We start from the raw sequence: 16607 nt of genomic DNA on the forward strand, positions 1-16607 counted from the left end.
CCGAGAATGGTCTGGACCTTGACAGGTCCAGACCATTCTCGGTTGAGTGGTGGAGTCGCCGCCTCCGGGCAGCAACTCCCCCCACTCAAGGAGCAGTTACGTGATACGCGCATTCCGCCGCCGCACCCTCGCACTGACCGCGTCCGCCCTGACGACCCTCGGCCTCGCCGCCGGACTCTCCCTCGCCCTCCCCGCGACCTCCACCGCCGCCACCCCCTGCGCGGCCGCCTGGACACCGGGCGCCGTCTACACGGGCGGGGCGATGGCCTCCCACAACGGCCGCAACTGGCAGGCCAAGTGGTGGACCCAGGGTGAGACCCCGGGCACCACCGGGGAGTGGGGCGTCTGGGCCGACCGGGGAACCTGCGGCACCGGAGGCGGCGGGCAGGAGCCCGACCCCGACCCGTCCGGCTTCGTCGTCAGCCGGGATCGGTTCGAGCAGATGTTCCCGAACCGGAACCCCTTCTACACCTACGACGGCCTGGTCGCGGCCCTCTCCGCGTACCCCGGCTTCACCCGTACCGGCGACGACACCACGCGGCGGCGCGAGGCCGCCGCCTTCCTCGCGAACGTCTCCCACGAGACGGGCGGCCTGGTCCACATCGTCGAGCAGAACACCGCGAACTACCCGCACTACTGCGACAGCACGCAGCCGTACGGCTGTCCTGCGGGCCAGGCCGCCTACTACGGCCGCGGCCCCATCCAGCTCAGCTGGAACTTCAACTACAAGGCCGCCGGGGACGCCCTCGGCATCAACCTGCTGGCCGACCCCTACCTCGTCGAGCGGGATCCGGCCGTCGCCATGAAGACCGCCCTGTGGTACTGGAACACCCAGAACGGTCCCGGCACCATGACCGCCCACGCGGCCATGACGAACGGCGCCGGCTTCGGCGAGACCATCCGCTCCATCAACGGCGCCCTGGAGTGCAACGGCGGCAACCCGGCACAGGTGCAGAGCAGGATCTCGAAGTACCAGCAGTTCACCCAGATCCTGGGAGTGACCCCGGGTGCCAACCTGGGCTGCTGACCGGTGGACCGTCCGGGTGCGCGTAGGCTCGGCCAATGGCCAAGTACTTCGACGTGCACCCGGAGAACCCGCAGCGACGCGCCATCGGGAACGTGGCGGACAGCCTCCGGGCCGGCGCGCTCATCGCGTATCCGACGGACTCCTGCTTCGCGCTGGGCTGCCAGCTGGGCAACCGTGACGGGATCGACCGCATCCGGTCGATCCGGGACCTCGACGACCGTCACCACTTCACCCTGATGTGCGAGAACTTCGCGCAGCTGGGGCGGTTCGTCCACGTGGACAACGACGTGTTCCGCGCGGTGAAGGCGTCCACTCCGGGCCCGTACACCTTCATCCTGCGGGCGACCTCGGAGGTGCCCCGCCGGCTGATGCACCCGCGGAAGAAGACGGTCGGGGTCCGGATCCCCGACCACGTGGTGACCCAGGCCCTGCTGGCCGAGCTCGGGGAGCCGCTGCTGTCCAGCACCCTGCTGCTGCCGGGTGAGGAGGAGCCGCTGACGCAGGGCTGGGAGATCAAGGAACGGCTCGACCACGTGGTCGACGCCGTCGTGGACTCCGGCGACTGCGGCACCCGCCCGACCACCGTCATCGACTTCTCCGGCGGCGAGGCGGAGATCGTCCGCCGGGGGGCGGGGGACACCACGCGCTTCGAGTGACCGCCGGCCGGCCGGCCGTTGCCCGGACGGCCCCTTGATCGTTCAGGGGCTGACGGGCGGTCGGCGGTGCGGGACGGGTGGTCACGGTGCGGATGGGGCGCAGGACGGTACTCAAGGCGGCGTCGGGCGGTGCGCTGGCGGCGCTCCCCCTCTCCGGCCCGGCGGCGGCCGGCGGCAGGGCCGCGCCGGACGGTCCGGAGCCGGGAAACGGCCCGGCCGCCGATGCCGGCGAGGTCGTCCGGCTGCGCCTCACCGCTTCGACCAACGGCACGGCCACCGCGACGTCCTCCGGCGACCGGGTCATCGCCGAGGTGCAGAACGTCCTCTGGTCGGTCCCCCGGGACGGGACGGCCGCGACCCCGCTCACCCCGCCGGACCTGGAGCCGTGCCGCCCGGTGTTCTCCCCGGACGGCCGCTGGGTGGCGATGAGCGCCTACCGGGGCGGTGGCTTCCGCATCTGGCTGATGCGGCCGGACGGTTCGGGGCTGCGCCGGCTGACGGACGGGCCGTTCGACGACCGGGCTCCCGCCTGGTCGCCGGACGGCCGCACCCTCGCCTTCTGCTCGGAGCGCGGCGGCGATCCGGTGGCGGGCAGCCCGTACCGGATCTGGACCGTGGACGTGGCCGACGGCCGGCTGCGCCGGCTGACCGGACTGCCGGGGCAGCAGGGCCCCGGCAGTCCGGTCACCGCCTGGGAGGACTACGACCCGGTGTGGTCCGCGGACGGCTCCCGGGTGCTGTTCGTCCGGGGCACCGCCGACGGCGACACCCTCACCGCCCGGACCCTGGCCTCGGTCGCCGTCCCCGCGGCGGGTTCCGCGCCGGGCGCCGTACGTGTCGAGCACACCGCCGCCGAGGGCCGGCTGATGGCCCCGGCACTCTCCCCGTCCGGCCGTACGGCCTGGCTGTGCGCGCTGCCCGGCCCGCGCCGCGCCGAGACCATCACCCTGGTGGTGGACGGGCGGCCGGTCGCCCTCGGCGGAGAGCTCGCCCCCGCTCCCCCGCGCTGGATCGGCGAGGACCGGCTGCTGGTCACGCTCGACGGCCGGTTCCGGGTGATCCGCCCGCACCGCGACGGCACCGGCTCCGAGATCGTCCTCGACGCCACGCTCGAGGTCCGCCGGCCCCGCCCCCGGGTCAAGGAGTACGTGCTGGAGGCCGAACGCACCCTGCCGGTCCGCGGGATCCACCAGCCCCGCATCTCGCCCGACGGCCGCACCGTGGCCTTCGCCGCGCTCAACTCCCTGTGGACCGTGCCGGTCACCGGCGGCGCGCCGCGCCGGATCCTGCGCTGTCCGGAGTCGGCGTACGTGCAGGGCCCGGTGTGGACCCCCGACGGGCAGGGCCTGGTGTACACCGACGACCGGGGCGGGCTGAACGCCGTACGCCGCCACGACCCGGCGAGCGGGCGGGACCGGGTGCTGGCCGAGGGCGGCCGGGTGTACGGCGTGCTCTCGCCGGACGGCACCCGGCTGGCCGCCCTCGACCTGGCCGGCCGGCTCCTCGTCCGCGATCTGGCGGCCGGCACCGACACCCCGCTGGTGTCCGCGCTCGGCGGCGGCGGCCTGCCCGGGCAGCCCAGCTGGTCCCCGGACGGGCGGTACGTCGTGCTGTGCGACCGGAACCGGCTCAGCCGGCGCTTCCGCGAGGGGTACAACCTGATCCGGGTCGTGGACACCCGCACCGGCACGGCCCGCCTCCACGCGCTCGCGCCGCACGCCTCGCTCTCCGACCGGTACGCCTCCGGGCCGGTCTGGTCGCCGGACGGCCGCCACCTGGCGTGCGTCAGCGAGTCCGCGCTGTGGCTGCTGCCGGTCGGCCCGGACGGCACCCCGGCCGGCCCTGCCCGCCGGCTGACCGACGAACCCGCCGACCACCCCTCGTGGTCCGGGGACTCCCGGACGCTGCTCTACCTGTCGGGCGCGCGGCTGCGGCTCCTCCGGCTCGACGCGGACGCCTCCCCCGCCGGGCCGTCCCGCACGGTGCCGGTGTCCTTCGGGTACCGGCGGCCGGCGCCCGTGGACACCGTGGTGCGGGCCGGGCTGCTGTGGGACGGCACCGGATCGGCGCCGCGCGCCGATGTCGACGTGCTGGTCCGCGGCGGCCGGATCACCGCCGTCGAACCGCGCCGGCCGGGGCGTCCCCGGCGGGCGGCGCGCACCGTGGACGCCTCCGGCGCCACCGTCCTGCCGGGCCTGTGGGACGCGCACGTCCACTCGTACCCCTACACCTACGGGGCCCGGCTCGGCGCGCTGCAGCTGGCGTACGGGGTGACCACCACGGTCTCGTTCGGGGGTTCCGCGCACGAACAGGCCCGGCTCCGCGAGGACATCCGGGCCGGGCGGCTCGCCGCGCCCCGGCTGCTGGCCGGCGGGGAGCTCCTCGACGGCTCCCGGGTGGCGTACACGATGGGCCGCGCGCACCGCACCCGGGAGGGGTTCGCCCGGACGCTGGTGCGGGCCGCGGAGCTGGACTGGGACCTGGTCAAGACGTACGTGCGGGCCCCGTACTGGCTGATGGAGGAGGCAGCGGCGTTCGCGCACGACCGGCTGGGGGTGACGGCGGGTTCGCACCTGTGCGCGGCGGGGATCCAGGCCGGGCAGGACCTGACCACCCATCTGACGGCCACCGAGCGTGCCGAGTACGGGCACGGCTGCACCCCGGAGAACCACACCCACCAGGACACGGTGGAGCTCTACACGCGGGGCCGCTTCCACCTGGTCGCCACTCCGTTCACGGCGCTGCCGCTGCTGGGCGCCGACCCGGAGGCGGCAGCGGACAGGCGGGTCCGGGAGCTGATGCCGCCGTGGGACGTGACGGCGGTCGAGGCGGCCGCGGCACGGCCGCCGAGCGCGGAGCAACTGGCCTTGCTGGAGCGGGAGGTGGCCACCTACCGGCGGGTCGTGCGCGGGGGCGGGCTGGTGGCCCTGGGCACCGACGCCCCGCTGGTCCCGACCGGCCTCCACCTCCACCTGGGGCTGCGCGCCCTGCACCGCTTCGGCCTGTCCCCGGCGGAGGCCCTGACCACCGTCACCCGGACCCCGGCGCGGATCTTCGGCGTCGAGGACCACCTCGGCACGGTGGAACCGGGCAGGCTGGCCGACCTCACGGTGGTGGACGGCGACCCCTTCGCGGACTTCGCCTCCCTGATCCGCACCCGCGCCGTCCTCCGCGCGGGCACCCTCCACCAACGCCCGGCCACGGCTCCTTCCCCCTCTGCCCCCACTTCTCGCAGCACCACCCCACCTGACCCGGCGGAACACTGGCGCCCGGTCCTCGACCAGATGCTCCGCGACGGCTGCTGCCATCCCGGAAACCCGTATGCCGGTCATGGCTCGTGACGGGCAGACTTGCACCGTGGACCAGGCAGAGGTGCTCCTCATGGGCGGGCGGGCCGGAGTAGGCAAGACGACGGTGGGGTGGGAGGTTTCGGTGCTGCTGCGGGCGGCGGCGGTCCCGCACGCGATCATCGACGGCGATTTCATGGGGCAGGTGCATCCCGCCCCGGAGGGGGATCCGCGCCGTTCGGAGATCACCGAGCGCAATCTCACCGCTGTGTGGGCGAACTTCGCCCGGGCCGGCTACCGCCGGCTGGTCTACACGAACACGGCCAGTGTGCTGCCCGAGGCGACCGGCATGTTCCTGCGGGCGATGGGGGCGCAGGTGCGCATCGTGCGGGTGCTGCTCACCGCCTCCGACGCCACCGCCCGCGAGCGGCTGGTACGCCGGGAACTCGGTTCGGAGCTGCAGCAGGAACTGGAGGGCAGCGCCCGCAAGGCGCGCCTCCTGGACCGGCACGCCCCCGCGGACACGCTGCGCGTGGCGACGGACGGGAGGACGGTCGTCGACATCGCGCGCGAGGTCGTCGCCGCCACCGGCTGGTCCGGGAGCCGGCCCGCGCACCGGCCCGCGCCCATGCGCTGACGGCCCTTCGGCCCCTTCCGCGGAACTTTCGTCCAAGACGCGGCCGCCCCGGGTCGGTGAGGGTGGGGGCATGTACAGCGATGAAGCGGATGCCGACCACGCGAGCCGTGACGGTCAGGGGGCCTGGGAGGTGACGCGTCTCCCGGCCGGTACGTCCCTCGACGGAGTGCGGACGGCCGGTTTCCGGGACAGCGCCGGCGCGGGTCTGGACCTGCGGGTGCTTCCCCAATCCGTCGTGGTGGTCGTGATCGGTCTGGGGGAAGACCCGTTCACGGTGGAGGCCGCGGCCGGACAACGGTCGTTGGGGAGCCTGGCGGCTGCCCTGTCGCCCGGGCCCGCCCGGATCCGGGGCGAGCGCGTCGAGTGCGTCGAGACGTGCTGGTCGCCCCGGGCCGCCTACTCCCTGCTGGGGGTTTCCCCGGCCGAACTGGACGGGTCCGTCCTCGACTTGGAGGATCTGTGGGGGCGCCAGCTGCGGCAGCTCCGGGAGCGGCTGGCCGATACCGCGGCGTGGCGGGACCGTCTCACTCTGGTGGACGGGTTCCTCGCCCTGCGGGCTGAGCAAGGGCCGTCGATGACACCCGAGGTGGCCGCCGTCTGGGAGACGATCGTGGCTCGCCGGGGCAGGGTGCGGGTCGACGACCTCGCCGCGGCCTGCGGATGGAGCCGGAAGCGGCTGTGGTCCCGGTTCCGTGCCCAGATCGGCCTCACCCCGAAGCGTGCCGCGATGCTGATCCGCTTCGACCACGCCGTCCGGGCCCTGCGGGCGGGCCGGAACGCCGCCGACGTCGCCCTGGCCTACGGATTCGCCGACCAGTCCCACCTCCACCGCGACGTACTCGCCTTCGCCGGGTGCACACCCGGCGCCCTGGCCGACGGCACTGCGACAACGCCCCGTTGAGCCGCGCGCCTCCCGCCGCGCGGGCGGGCGCGCACACCCTGTTCACCCGACGAAGGGAATCATCCGTGAACAACACCCATGCGGCGGCGGACGCCATGGCGGACCGCGGCCTGATCGTCCGGCTCGCCTTCGGCGGCATGGCCGCACAGACCCTGCGCGCCGCAGTGCGACTGGGGGTGTTCGAGTCGATCGGCGACGGACCGCGGCCGGCCGCCGGAATTGCTGCCGACGCCGGGGCCGAGCACCAGCCCGTGACGCGTCTGCTGCGCGCCCTAGCCGGTCTGGGACTGCTGGAGGAGCGAGCACCGGACACCTTCGCGGTGACTCCGGCGGGCGCGCTCCTCGATCCCGGCCGTCCCGACTCCCTCGCCGCGTTCGTGCGGATGTTCACCGAACCGGCGGTCGTACGGGCCTGGGAGAGCCTGGACGGCAGCGTCCGCACGGGCGGGGTCGCGTTCGACTCCGTCTTCGGCACCGACTTCTTCAGCCACCTCGGCCGGCATCCCGAGCTGTCCGCCGACTTCAACGCGGCGATGAGCCAGGCCTCCGAGGAGACCGCCGCCGTGTTGCCGCAGGCCTTCGACTTCGGCCGGTTCACCTCGGTCACCGACGTGGGCGGCGGCGACGGGACCGTCCTGGCCGGCGTCCTCGCCGCGCATCCGGGGCTCACCGGTGTCCTCCACGACACGGAGAACGGCCTGGCGAGGGCGCCGAAGACGCTGGAGCGGCACGGGGTCGCGGACCGCTGTTCCCTGGTCGCCGGAGATTTCTTCCGTTCGGTTCCCGCAGGCTCGGACCTGTTCCTGATCAAGAGTGTCCTGCACGACTGGTCGGATGATCAGGCGGTCAGGATCCTCGGCCACTGCCGCGAGGTGCTGCCGCCCGGCGGCCGCGTCCTGATCGTGGAGCCGGTGCTTCCCGAGATCGTGGGCTCCGACGCGGCGGCCCATGCCGCCGACGGCGGGATCACCTACCTGAGCGACCTCAACATGCTGGTGAACCTGGGCGGGAGGGAACGTACGCGCAAGGACTTCGAGGAGGTGTGCCGCCGGGCCGGACTGTCCGTCGAGTCGGTCACCCCGCTCGTGGAGGCCGCTCCGTACTCCCTGGTCGAGGCGGTGGCCGGCTGACCTGCCCGGTCACCGGCCGGGTACGGGCGGGGGCGCGTTCGCCCGTTCGAACAGCCCGCATTCAGGACGGCCGCCCCTTCCTCAGAAGGGGTCCGCCGTCCGGAGGGCGGTGGTGACCAGCAGGGGCGGTTCGGCGCGTTCCGCCTGCCAGGTGTGGCTGCGGGCCAGGGCAGGAGTGGCGAGGGGGAGGGCCTCGTCGACCGTGGGGCGGTGCTGTGTCACGGCCCGGAAGCCGGCGCGGGTCAGGAGGGGGGGCAGGTGGCCGGCCGGCCAGGCGTGGTTGCGGACCTCCTGCCAGGTGCCGTCGGTGCGGCGGAGGCGGACGGTGAGCGGGTCGCCCGGACCGTACGCGGCTCCCGGTTCGCCGATGCGGGTGGAGGCGTACTCCAGGCGGGTGCAGGCCGGGTCGGTGGTCAGCAGGACCAGGGGGGCGCCGGGCCTGAGCAGGCGGTGGATCTCCGCGAACACGGCGAGGACCGCCTCCTCGGTGGGGAGGGAGGCGAGGACGTGGTTGCACATCACCGCGTCCGCGCAGGCGTCGGGGAGACCGGTGACCCGCCCGTGCTCGACGAGGTGGTACTCCGCCACCGCGGTGGCCGACGTACGGGCCAGGGCCAGCATCTCGGGCGAGGTGTCCACGCCCAGGACGCGTACGCCGAGCAGGCCGGCCGCGTGGGCGGCGACCTTGCCGGGTCCGCAGCCGTAGTCGACCAGGACGCCGTCCGGGCCGAGCCGCCGGGACAGCGCCCGGAAGACGAACGGGTACCCGAGCAGCCAGTCCGTGGCCGCCTCCACCGCCGCAAAGGCGCGCGCGCCTTCCTGTCCCGACCAGTCGCTCACACCCCCACTATCCGCCCGTTCGGCCCGGATCGGGGTGGTACGACACGGCGTCAATCACCGGTGGTGACCGCGGGAATTCATGAGGTGAGAGAAGAGTGAATCCCGTACTGAATTGCCGTCAACAGGCGCCACTCAAAACCTTCGCGATGATTTCGATTTGATAACGGAGTCGACTCTAAAAGCCTGGACCAATGAGGGTCAACGCGCGTAGTCCCCTTGAAAACAAAGGGAAGTGATGATTCATCAGAAACGGTCGGGTAGGTAACGGAATGGATTCTCCCACTCGGACTCCGGTTTGTCCGAATTCTCCGCCCTAAGGGTCTGGCAGGCTGCGGCGCACCCCGTCTTCTGACCAAAGAATTGAGGTGCGCATGTCGAGACATCGAAAACTGAAGGAGCGTCAGGATCCGCCGCGCCGCGGCAGGTTCAAGGGCATCACGGCCGCCCTGGCCGTGGGCGCAGTGGTCGCCGGTGGCTTCGCCTACCAGGCCGGCCTCGCGAACTCCAAGGACGAGACGACGCTCGCCCAGCTCGGGGCGCACTCCGCGGAGATAGCCACCGAGCCGGCCTCCGCGCCGGCCCGGGACAAGGAGCCCAAGCCGCTGGACAAGAAGCCGTCCAACGACCGGACCCGGGGCATGGTCTACGACGGACTGAACACCGCCCCCAAGGGCGACAAGTGTGTCGGGGTCTACCGCACGGACGTCGGCCACTGCAGCCACGGCCCCGACGAGCCCCCCAAGGGCGTCGACATCAAGAAGGACACCGCGCCCGCCGTGAAGACCGTGGCCGCGGCGGCCGACCCGGCCAAGTCGGCCGACAAGGACCCGGCCGCCGACCCGGCCGACGGGGGTTCTCAGGGCACTCCCGCCGCCGACGCCAAGGCACCCGGCGACGCCTCCGCTCCGCCCCGCACCCCCTCCGCCGGGCAGAGCGCGGCCGCCGGTCCCGCCGGGCAGACCGTCCAGTGCGACGGTGACGGCAGCAGCGGCAACCGGGTCCAGGTCGTCTACGTGCACGGCCCCGGCAAGGACCGGTACTCCCAGTACGTCGCGTCCTTCCGGAAGTGGGCCGCCGACGCCGACGTGATCTATTCGACCAGCGCCCAGCAGACCGGCGGCGTCCGCCACATCCGCTACGTGACGGCGGCGGACTGCACCCCGACCGTCCTCAACATCGAGCTCCCGGACTCCGCGCTGTCCGAGTTCAGCGCCACCAACCGGGCGCTCGCCGGCAAGGGCCTGGACCGCCGCGACCGCAAGTACATGATCTTCGCCGACACGCAGGTCTACTGCGGCATCGGCACCTTCAACGGGGACGAGCGGCCCGGCCAGAACAACCTCAGCAACTTCGGCCCCTCCTACGGGCGTACGGACACCGGCTGCTGGGGCGGGCACACCGCCGCGCACGAACTCGGCCACAACCTCGGCGCGGTGAACAACAGCGCGCCGAACACCAGCCGGGGCGCGCACTGCACGGACGAGTGGGACGTGATGTGCTACTCGGACAGCCCGAACTACCCGACGATGCGGAACGTCTGCACCGACAGGGCGAACGAGAACATCCTCGACTGCAACCACGACGACTACTTCCACACCAACCCCAAAGCGGGCAGCTACCTCGACACCCACTGGAACATCGCGAACAACCAGTTCCTGATGAAGGGCAAGGGCGGCACCAACCCGAATCCCAACCCGAACCCGAGCCCGAAGCCGACGCCCACGCCGTCCCCGACCGCGCCGAAGCCCGGCAGCGGGCCGGACGTCGCGGTCGGCCAGATCCAGTCGGACTCGGCCGTGGTCAGCTGGCCGCGGGTGAACGGGGCCGCCTGGTACCAGGTGATGTTCAACGGGAAGCACCTGACCTGGGTGCAGGGCACGGCGGTGCGGATCTACAACCTGCGGCCGGGCACCTCCTACACCGTGGCGGTCTCGGTGCGCGACGCGCAGGGCCGTGACAGCGGCCCGGGCAAGGCCACCTCCTTCAAGACCTCGGGTGCGGGCACGACCACCGCTCCGAACGCCAAGTACACCCTGGCCAACGGCAGCACCGGGCTCAACGCCGCCGTCTGGGGCGGCCGCAGCGCCGACGGCACGATCCTGGTCGGCTCGCAGGCCGACGGGTACGCCCCCCAGCAGTGGTACTTCGACAACGCGGGCAGCGGCCTGGTCCGCATCCGGTCCGCCGCGTCCGGCAAGTGCCTCCAGCCCGGCGGCACCCCCGGCGCGAACATGTGGGTGGCCCAGCAGCCCTGTTCGAACGGCTCCACCGCGCAAGCGTGGAAGATGACCGCCAAGGACGGCTCGATGACCGTCACCGACCGCAGCGGCGCCTGGGCGCTGACCGTCAGCGGCCGCCCGTACTACGGTGCGCGGCTGCTCGACCTGCAGCGCGCCGACGGGCGCCCCGCCCAGCTCTGGGCGGTCCGCAAGGCCGGCTGATCCCGGCCGTGTGACACACGCCGGCGGGCGGGCCGTTGACGGGGCGGCCCGCCCGCTCGCACCCCCGGGTGCATCCCCCACACCTTGCACCCCTCACAGCTCACAGCTCACCCCTCGCACATGCATCGGAGCACTGGCATGCACAGGGCAGTTCCTTCACGACGCACCGGAACGGGCGTCCTCCTCCTCGTACTGGCCGGCAGCACGGTCCTCGGCACCCCCCTGACGGCCGCCGCCCATGGCGACGGCCTGAACGTCGTGGTCGTCGGGCAGCGCGAGGGGCACATCGTCACCGAAGTGACCTGGGAGAACGACGGGGACGCCGTGGAAGAGCAGGTCGCCGCCACGGTCAACGCGGTCAGCCCCGACGGCAACCGGACGGCGGGCCCGTGGCGGCTGGTCCGCGACCCCTCCGGGCCGAAGAACTGGACCACCGCCGAAGCGCTCCCCTCCGGGAACTGGAAGGTGACCGTGGAGGTGGGCTTCCCCGAGCTCGGACGCGCGGAGCGCGAGCTGACCGTGAATCCGGCGGCCCCGACCGCCGCGGCCCCCACCGCCGCGGGGCCCACCGCCGCGGCCCCGACCTCCGGTGGCCCGACCGCCGGGGCATCGGCCCCGCCGCCATCGTCTCCGGCGTCCCCCACCACTGCGGCGCAGCCCGCCGCGGACGCGGAGGACGCGCCCCGCCTGCCCGTCACCGCCGCCGCGGCCGCGGCGCTGGCGGTGACCGGCGCCGGCGTGTGGGCCGTCGTACGCCGCAGCCGCGCGCGACGGCACTCCTGACCGGCGGGGGCCCGGCCCTCCCCCATGGGGCCGGGCCCCCGCCCGCGTTCCCCCGGCAACACCGGCTACACCGGCCCGGGGGCTACACCGGCTCGGGCACGAAGGGCAGGTAGTCCTCGGGGCCGGAGGGGATGACCGCGTAGCTGGCCTCCGGCAGTTCGTTCCACACTCCCGGCAGGTCACCGAGCGGCTCGGAGACGATCAGCCGGGTGTCGTCGGACACCCCGCGCAGGTATTCGAGCTCCGGATGCAGCTGCCGAACCGTTTCGGCTTTGCTGCTGTAGAAGAGGGACCGGGACCGGCGCTCGCTGGAGTAGCGGAACGCCCACACGCGTTCACCGTCGGCGACCGCGACCGTCATCTGGAGCGGGTGGGGCACGCCGTGCTCCTTGCCGAGCCGCTCCACCAGCCCGGCCATCCGGGCCACCGCCCCGGGCACGTCCTGGTCCAGCCCGTAGGTGACCGCCAGGTAGAACATCACCTCGGAGTCCGTGGACCCCTCCATCGCCGGGAAGATCACCGGGTCCACGGCCATGCACAGGTCCCGGCGGAGCCGGTGGAAGTCGGTGATGGAGCCGTTGTGCATCCACATCCAGCGGCCATGGCGGAACGGATGGCAGTTGCTCTGCTGGATCGCGGTGCCGGTGGAGGCCCGGACGTGCGCGAAGAACAGCCGGGAGCGGACGTGGGCGGAGAGTTCCTGCAGGTTGCGGTTGTTCCAGGCCGGGCCGATGTCCCGGAACACCGCCGGGGTGCCGTCGCCCTCGGCGCTGTACCAGCCGATGCCGAAGCCGTCGCCGTTGACCGTCTCCACGCCCATCCGGGCACGGTGGCTCTGGTTGATCAGCGAGTGTTCGGGACGGTACAGGACCGAGTCCAGCAGGATCGGTGATCCCGAGTAGGCGAGCCAGCGGCACATGACGGGCCTTCCCTTCCCCGCCCCCGTACGAGGGTAGCTCCGCGCACCCGCCGGGAGCGTGGGCGGCCCGGACCGCACACGCCCCCGGCACCCGAAAGGCCCCGTCCGGATCGGCCACCGGCCCGCCGGTCACCCCCGCGGGCCACCCCGGACACCGCTCAGGGCCGGATCCCGTCGCAGGCGATGCGCAGGTGGCGCGGCCCGCGCAGCACCGCGTTCTGCCGGTACGGCGGCGGGTCCTCCACCAGGCGGGGCTTCTCCAGGCGGCGGGCCAGCTCCGCGAGGGCGAGCTGGGCCTCCAGCCGGGCCAGCGGGGCGCCGAAGCAGCTGTGGATGCCGCTGCCCAGCCCGAGGTGCTCGATGTCCTTGCGGTACGGGTCGAAGCGGTCGGGGTTCTCGAAGCGCGCCGGGTCCCGGTTGCCGGCGGCCAGCACCAGCCACATCGAGGCTCCCTTGGGGATGGTCACCCCCTGGACCTCGATCTCGGTCAGGGTGGTGCGCTGCGGCAGCAGCTGGACCGGCGGCTCGTACCGCAGCATCTCCTCCACCAGGGGCACCGCCAGACCCGGGTTCGCCTTCAGATCGCGCAGTACCTCGGGGTGGCGCAGCAGGGTGAGCATCCCGTTGGTGATCAGGTTGACGGTGGTCTCGTGCCCGGCGATGAGCAGCAGCGCGGAGGTGCTGAGCAGCTCCATCGTGGTCATGGCCCCGTCCGGGCCGCCGTTTCCGGCGGCGAGGTGCGAGAGCATGTCCGGCCCGGGGTTCTTGCGCCGTTCCTCGATCAGTCCGGCGAGGTACATGCCGAGTTCCATGCGGGCGCTCTGCCCGACCTGGGCCCGTTCGGCCGGATCGGCGTCCGGGTCGGGGTCCAGGCTCGCCGCGAGGGTGTCGGCCCATACGTGGAAGCGCGGTTCGTCCTCCTTGGGGACGCCGAGCAGACGGCAGATCACGGTCACCGGGAAGGGGTAGGAGACCTGCTCGACCAGGTCGAAGTTGCCCGGGTCGGAGACGCCGTCGACCAGTCCCTTGAAGATCCCGTCGAGGTCCCCGCGCATCTCCTCGACCCGGTGCGGGGAGTGCGGCGGCCCGAACGGCCGGTTGGTCATCCGGCGCAGCCGGTCGTGTTCGGGCGGGTCCAGCTTGAGGAAGCTGGGCGGCAGGGTGGTGGACTCCTCGTCCTCGCCGGCCAGCGGGTCGCCCGCGGTGGAGGCCAGGTTGCGGGCGTCGGAGCTGATCCGCGGGTCGTGCAGCAGGCCGAGGATGTCGTGGTAGTGGCTGATGGCGTACGGCCCGCCGTCCTGGTGGTAGACGGGCGTCCGCCGCAGCTCCTCGTACAGCGGGTAGGGGTTGTGGCGGTTGGCCGGATCGAGGATGCGGCGCAGGATGTCTTGCTCGGTCATGGGGGCGGCTCCTCCGGGTGCCGGGCGGGTCAGCGGCCGGGCCTGAACGTGATGCGCTTGTCGGCCGGGGAGTACCCGCTGACGGTGACGGTCGGGCCGTGGGTGGGCACCGACGGGTCGGGGAAGTCGGCGGGCCTCGGGTGGCGGCCGTCGGAGCGCCGGTCCACGGTGTCGAACGGGGGCGGGAAGGGGGCCGTGGCCTCGATCTGCTTCTCGTAGAAGGGCAGCCAGCGCGCGTTGTCGAAGGTGACGGCCCCGATGATCCGGCCCTGGTACCCGTAGACGCCGGTGAACCGGCGCTCGTCCAGGGAGCCCTGGGTGATCATGATCTCGGTTCCCATGGACGGCACGCCCACGGACTTGATGTTCACCCCGAACTGGGTGGACCAGAAGGCCGGGACCCAGATGTGGGGGCGGCGGTCGGCGCTCTCGCTGAGCATGTTGTGGGCGGCGGTCTCGGCCTGGGAGACGGCGTTGCCCCAGTGCTCCAGGGAGAGGAACTGGTAGCCGAACAGGGGGTGCGGGGAACGGGCCACGTCACCGGCGACGTAGATGTCGTCGGTGACGATGCCGCGGAAGTCGAAGGCCCGGCAGCCCGCGTCGCAGGCGATGCCGCGGGGGCCCGCGCCGAGGCCCGAGCCGTCCAGCCAGGCGGTGTTGCGGACCGCGCCGAGCGAGACCACGACCACGTCGGCCTCGATCCTGCTGTCGTCGGAGAGGTAGGCGGCGCGGACCCGGCCGGTGCTGTCGCCCTCCAGGCCGGTGACCATCACGCCGGTGCGCAGGTCGACCCCGTTCTCCCGCTGGAGCTGCGCCGCGACCTCGCCGATCACTCCGCCGAGGGCGCCGACCAGCGGGGCGGAGGCGCGTTCGGCCACGGTGACCTCGATGCCGCGCTCCCGGCAGGCGGAGGCGATCTCGGAGCCGGTGAATCCGGCGCCGATGACCAGGACCCGGCGCGGGCCTTCGGCGAACCTGCGGGCCAGCGCGGCGGCTTCGTCGCGGCCGCGCAGGGTGAACACGCCGTCGAGTTCGGCCTCCGCCGGGTTCGGCCAGGGCCGGGCGTGCACGCCGGTGGTGATCAGCAGCCGGTCGTACGGCACTTCGTCTCCGCCGGCCAGCCGGACGGTACGGGCGGCCATGTCGAGGCCGGTCGCCGCCTCGCCGAGCCTCCATTCCGCGTCGATGGCGCGGCGGCGGGGCAGGGTGGTGTGCTCGGCTGTGCCCCGGCCCAGCAGGACCTGCTTGGACAGCGGGGGGCGGTCGTAGGGCTCGTAGGGCTCGTCACAGACCATCGTGAGTGAGCCCTTGAAGCCCTTGTCCCGGAGGGTCTCCGCCGCGCGCAGTCCGGCCAGCGAGGCGCCCACGACGACGATCCGGCCGTTCCGCTTGAGCTGGTCCAGGGCGGTGTCAGCCATCGGACGCCTCCTCGGTGGCGGGCCCGTCCCCGGCGGACGGCTCGTCGGCCAGGTCCAGTTCGTCCACGAGGATCGCCTGGACGGGGCAGGCGGCTGCGGCCTGCTTCACGCGGGCCCGCTGTGCCTCCTCGGCCTGGGGGTCGTAGAGCAGTCCCTCGTCACCGTGCATCGCGAAGACGTCGGGTGCGAGGAACGCGCACTGCGCGTAGCCCTGGCAGCGGTTGAGATCGACGACAAGCCTCAGCAAGGTTCGGTCCTTTCGTGGCCCCGGGCTCTCCCCCGACCAGCGTGGACCGCGGGGGCGGCCGGGGCGCGGCGGGTGGCCCGACGGAGTGACGGCCGGGCGGCGGGGGTCATCCGGCCCGCCGCCGGGCGGCGCCGAGGATGTAGAGGCTGACGACCAGGGCCCAGCCGGGGAAGAGGAGCTCCAGCCAGGGCACGGAGGAGCCGGCCAGCAGCAGCACCAGGGACACCAGGTAGCCGAGGACGACCAGCGGGCGCGGGAGCACCCCGAGCCGGCGGCCGGTGGCGGAGGCGGAGGCGACGAAGACGGCGGCCATCCGGAGGGCGTAGGTGGCCAGCAGGGTGTGTGCGTAACCGCGGCCGAACTCCGAGCTGACGTTGGTGTTCAGGACGGTGCCGACGGCCGCCGCGGAGGCGAAGAGGGTGGCGGTGAACACCACTCCGCTGCCCAGGAACACGGTGGCGATGAACCGGTCCTCGGCCTCGCCGGTGTGGGAGCGGACCGCGCCGATGAACCAGAGGAACGCGATCCCCGCGAACGGAATGATCTCGAGTGCCCAGGTCAGGGCCTGCCGTTGGTCGGCGTCGAGGCGGACGTCGCCGGAGGCGCCGTCCGGCAGGGCGATCCGGGACAGCACGATCGCCGCGGCCATCAGGAGGGCGAAGACGATCCCGGCCACCCCCGCGGCACGGGGCGTGGTCAGGAGGTCCTGGCCGGGGCTCGTCCCCGGTGCGCGCTCGCTCATTCCTCCAGCAAAGCCGCGCCCCGGGGGCCTGTGCCCCGTGAGGGCGGCCGGGCGGGTGACGGGCCTCCCCGCCGGGACGGGTCCGGCCCCGGCGCGGGCGGGGCGGGCGGGGCGTGCGAGGGTGGGAACCGTCGTGAACGGGCGGGCCGGCCCGAGCGTTGGCCGGCCCGGGCGTTGGG

14 protein-coding genes are annotated in these 16607 nt (G+C 73.3%); 8 read left to right on the forward strand and 6 right to left on the reverse strand.

Features of this window, described 5'->3' with window-relative positions:
• Window positions 1-100 precede the first annotated feature (100 nt).
• From ACGFQ9_RS02020 to ACGFQ9_RS02045, 6 genes are all read left to right on the forward strand, one after another.
• On the forward strand, window positions 101-1027 hold the full coding sequence (locus tag ACGFQ9_RS02020; protein ID WP_393570182.1) for a glycoside hydrolase family 19 protein: 927 nt from the start codon (window positions 101-103) through the stop codon (window positions 1025-1027).
• A gap of 35 nt (window positions 1028-1062) precedes the next feature.
• Window positions 1063-1683: an L-threonylcarbamoyladenylate synthase gene (locus ACGFQ9_RS02025; RefSeq protein WP_393570184.1), complete on the forward strand. Its 621-nt coding sequence runs from the start codon at window positions 1063-1065 to the stop codon at window positions 1681-1683.
• Window positions 1684-1775: 92 nt separating this feature from the next.
• Window positions 1776-5024: an amidohydrolase family protein gene (locus ACGFQ9_RS02030; protein WP_393570185.1), complete on the forward strand. Its 3249-nt coding sequence runs from the start codon at window positions 1776-1778 to the stop codon at window positions 5022-5024.
• 16 nt (window positions 5025-5040) lie between these two features.
• The gene (locus ACGFQ9_RS02035) at window positions 5041-5607 is read left to right on the forward strand and encodes an AAA family ATPase (protein WP_393570187.1); all 567 of its coding nucleotides are present in this window, start codon (window positions 5041-5043) and stop codon (window positions 5605-5607) included.
• A 70-nt stretch (window positions 5608-5677) separates the two neighbouring features.
• A complete protein-coding gene (locus ACGFQ9_RS02040) occupies window positions 5678-6508 on the forward strand; it encodes a helix-turn-helix domain-containing protein (RefSeq protein WP_393570189.1) in 831 nt (276 codons plus the stop codon).
• Between the two features lie 95 nt (window positions 6509-6603).
• Window positions 6604-7638, forward strand: coding sequence for a methyltransferase (locus ACGFQ9_RS02045; protein WP_393570784.1), 1035 nt, complete (start codon window positions 6604-6606; stop codon window positions 7636-7638).
• Window positions 7639-7719: 81 nt separating this feature from the next.
• On the opposite strand, the gene ACGFQ9_RS02050 is transcribed toward ACGFQ9_RS02045, so the two are convergent.
• Window positions 7720-8478, reverse strand: coding sequence for a class I SAM-dependent methyltransferase (locus ACGFQ9_RS02050; protein ID WP_393570191.1), 759 nt, complete (start codon window positions 8476-8478; stop codon window positions 7720-7722).
• Window positions 8479-8849: 371 nt separating this feature from the next.
• Between ACGFQ9_RS02050 and ACGFQ9_RS02055 the strand changes: the two genes are divergently transcribed.
• Complete coding sequence (locus ACGFQ9_RS02055; RefSeq protein ID WP_393570193.1) at window positions 8850-10919, forward strand: RICIN domain-containing protein; 2070 nt, start codon at window positions 8850-8852, stop codon at window positions 10917-10919.
• A gap of 138 nt (window positions 10920-11057) precedes the next feature.
• Window positions 11058-11702: a hypothetical protein gene (locus ACGFQ9_RS02060; protein ID WP_393570195.1), complete on the forward strand. Its 645-nt coding sequence runs from the start codon at window positions 11058-11060 to the stop codon at window positions 11700-11702.
• A gap of 82 nt (window positions 11703-11784) precedes the next feature.
• Here the strand turns inward: ACGFQ9_RS02060 and ACGFQ9_RS02065 are convergent, their stop codons facing one another.
• The 5 genes from ACGFQ9_RS02065 to ACGFQ9_RS02085 all read right to left on the reverse strand — a co-directional run bounded on the left by ACGFQ9_RS02065 (window position 11785) and on the right by ACGFQ9_RS02085 (window position 16428).
• Window positions 11785-12621, reverse strand: a complete 837-nt coding sequence (locus ACGFQ9_RS02065) for a class II glutamine amidotransferase (RefSeq protein WP_393570197.1) — start codon at window positions 12619-12621, stop codon at window positions 11785-11787.
• A 158-nt stretch (window positions 12622-12779) separates the two neighbouring features.
• On the reverse strand, window positions 12780-14021 hold the full coding sequence (locus tag ACGFQ9_RS02070) for a cytochrome P450 (RefSeq protein WP_393570199.1): 1242 nt from the start codon (window positions 14019-14021) through the stop codon (window positions 12780-12782).
• Window positions 14022-14050: 29 nt separating this feature from the next.
• Window positions 14051-15439 (reverse strand): NAD(P)/FAD-dependent oxidoreductase, encoded by a 1389-nt coding sequence (locus ACGFQ9_RS02075; protein ID WP_393570201.1) that lies wholly within the window; start codon window positions 15437-15439, stop codon window positions 14051-14053.
• Window positions 15432-15683: a ferredoxin gene (locus ACGFQ9_RS02080; RefSeq protein ID WP_393570786.1), complete on the reverse strand. Its 252-nt coding sequence runs from the start codon at window positions 15681-15683 to the stop codon at window positions 15432-15434. The genes ACGFQ9_RS02075 and ACGFQ9_RS02080 overlap by 8 nt, the downstream gene beginning before the upstream one ends.
• 109 nt (window positions 15684-15792) lie before the next feature.
• Window positions 15793-16428, reverse strand: coding sequence for a hypothetical protein (locus ACGFQ9_RS02085; RefSeq protein WP_393570203.1), 636 nt, complete (start codon window positions 16426-16428; stop codon window positions 15793-15795).
• Between the last annotated feature and the right edge of the window lie 179 nt (window positions 16429-16607).

Source organism: Streptomyces sp. NPDC048603 (assembly GCF_043199475.1).
Taxonomy (GTDB): domain Bacteria; phylum Actinomycetota; class Actinomycetes; order Streptomycetales; family Streptomycetaceae; genus Streptomyces.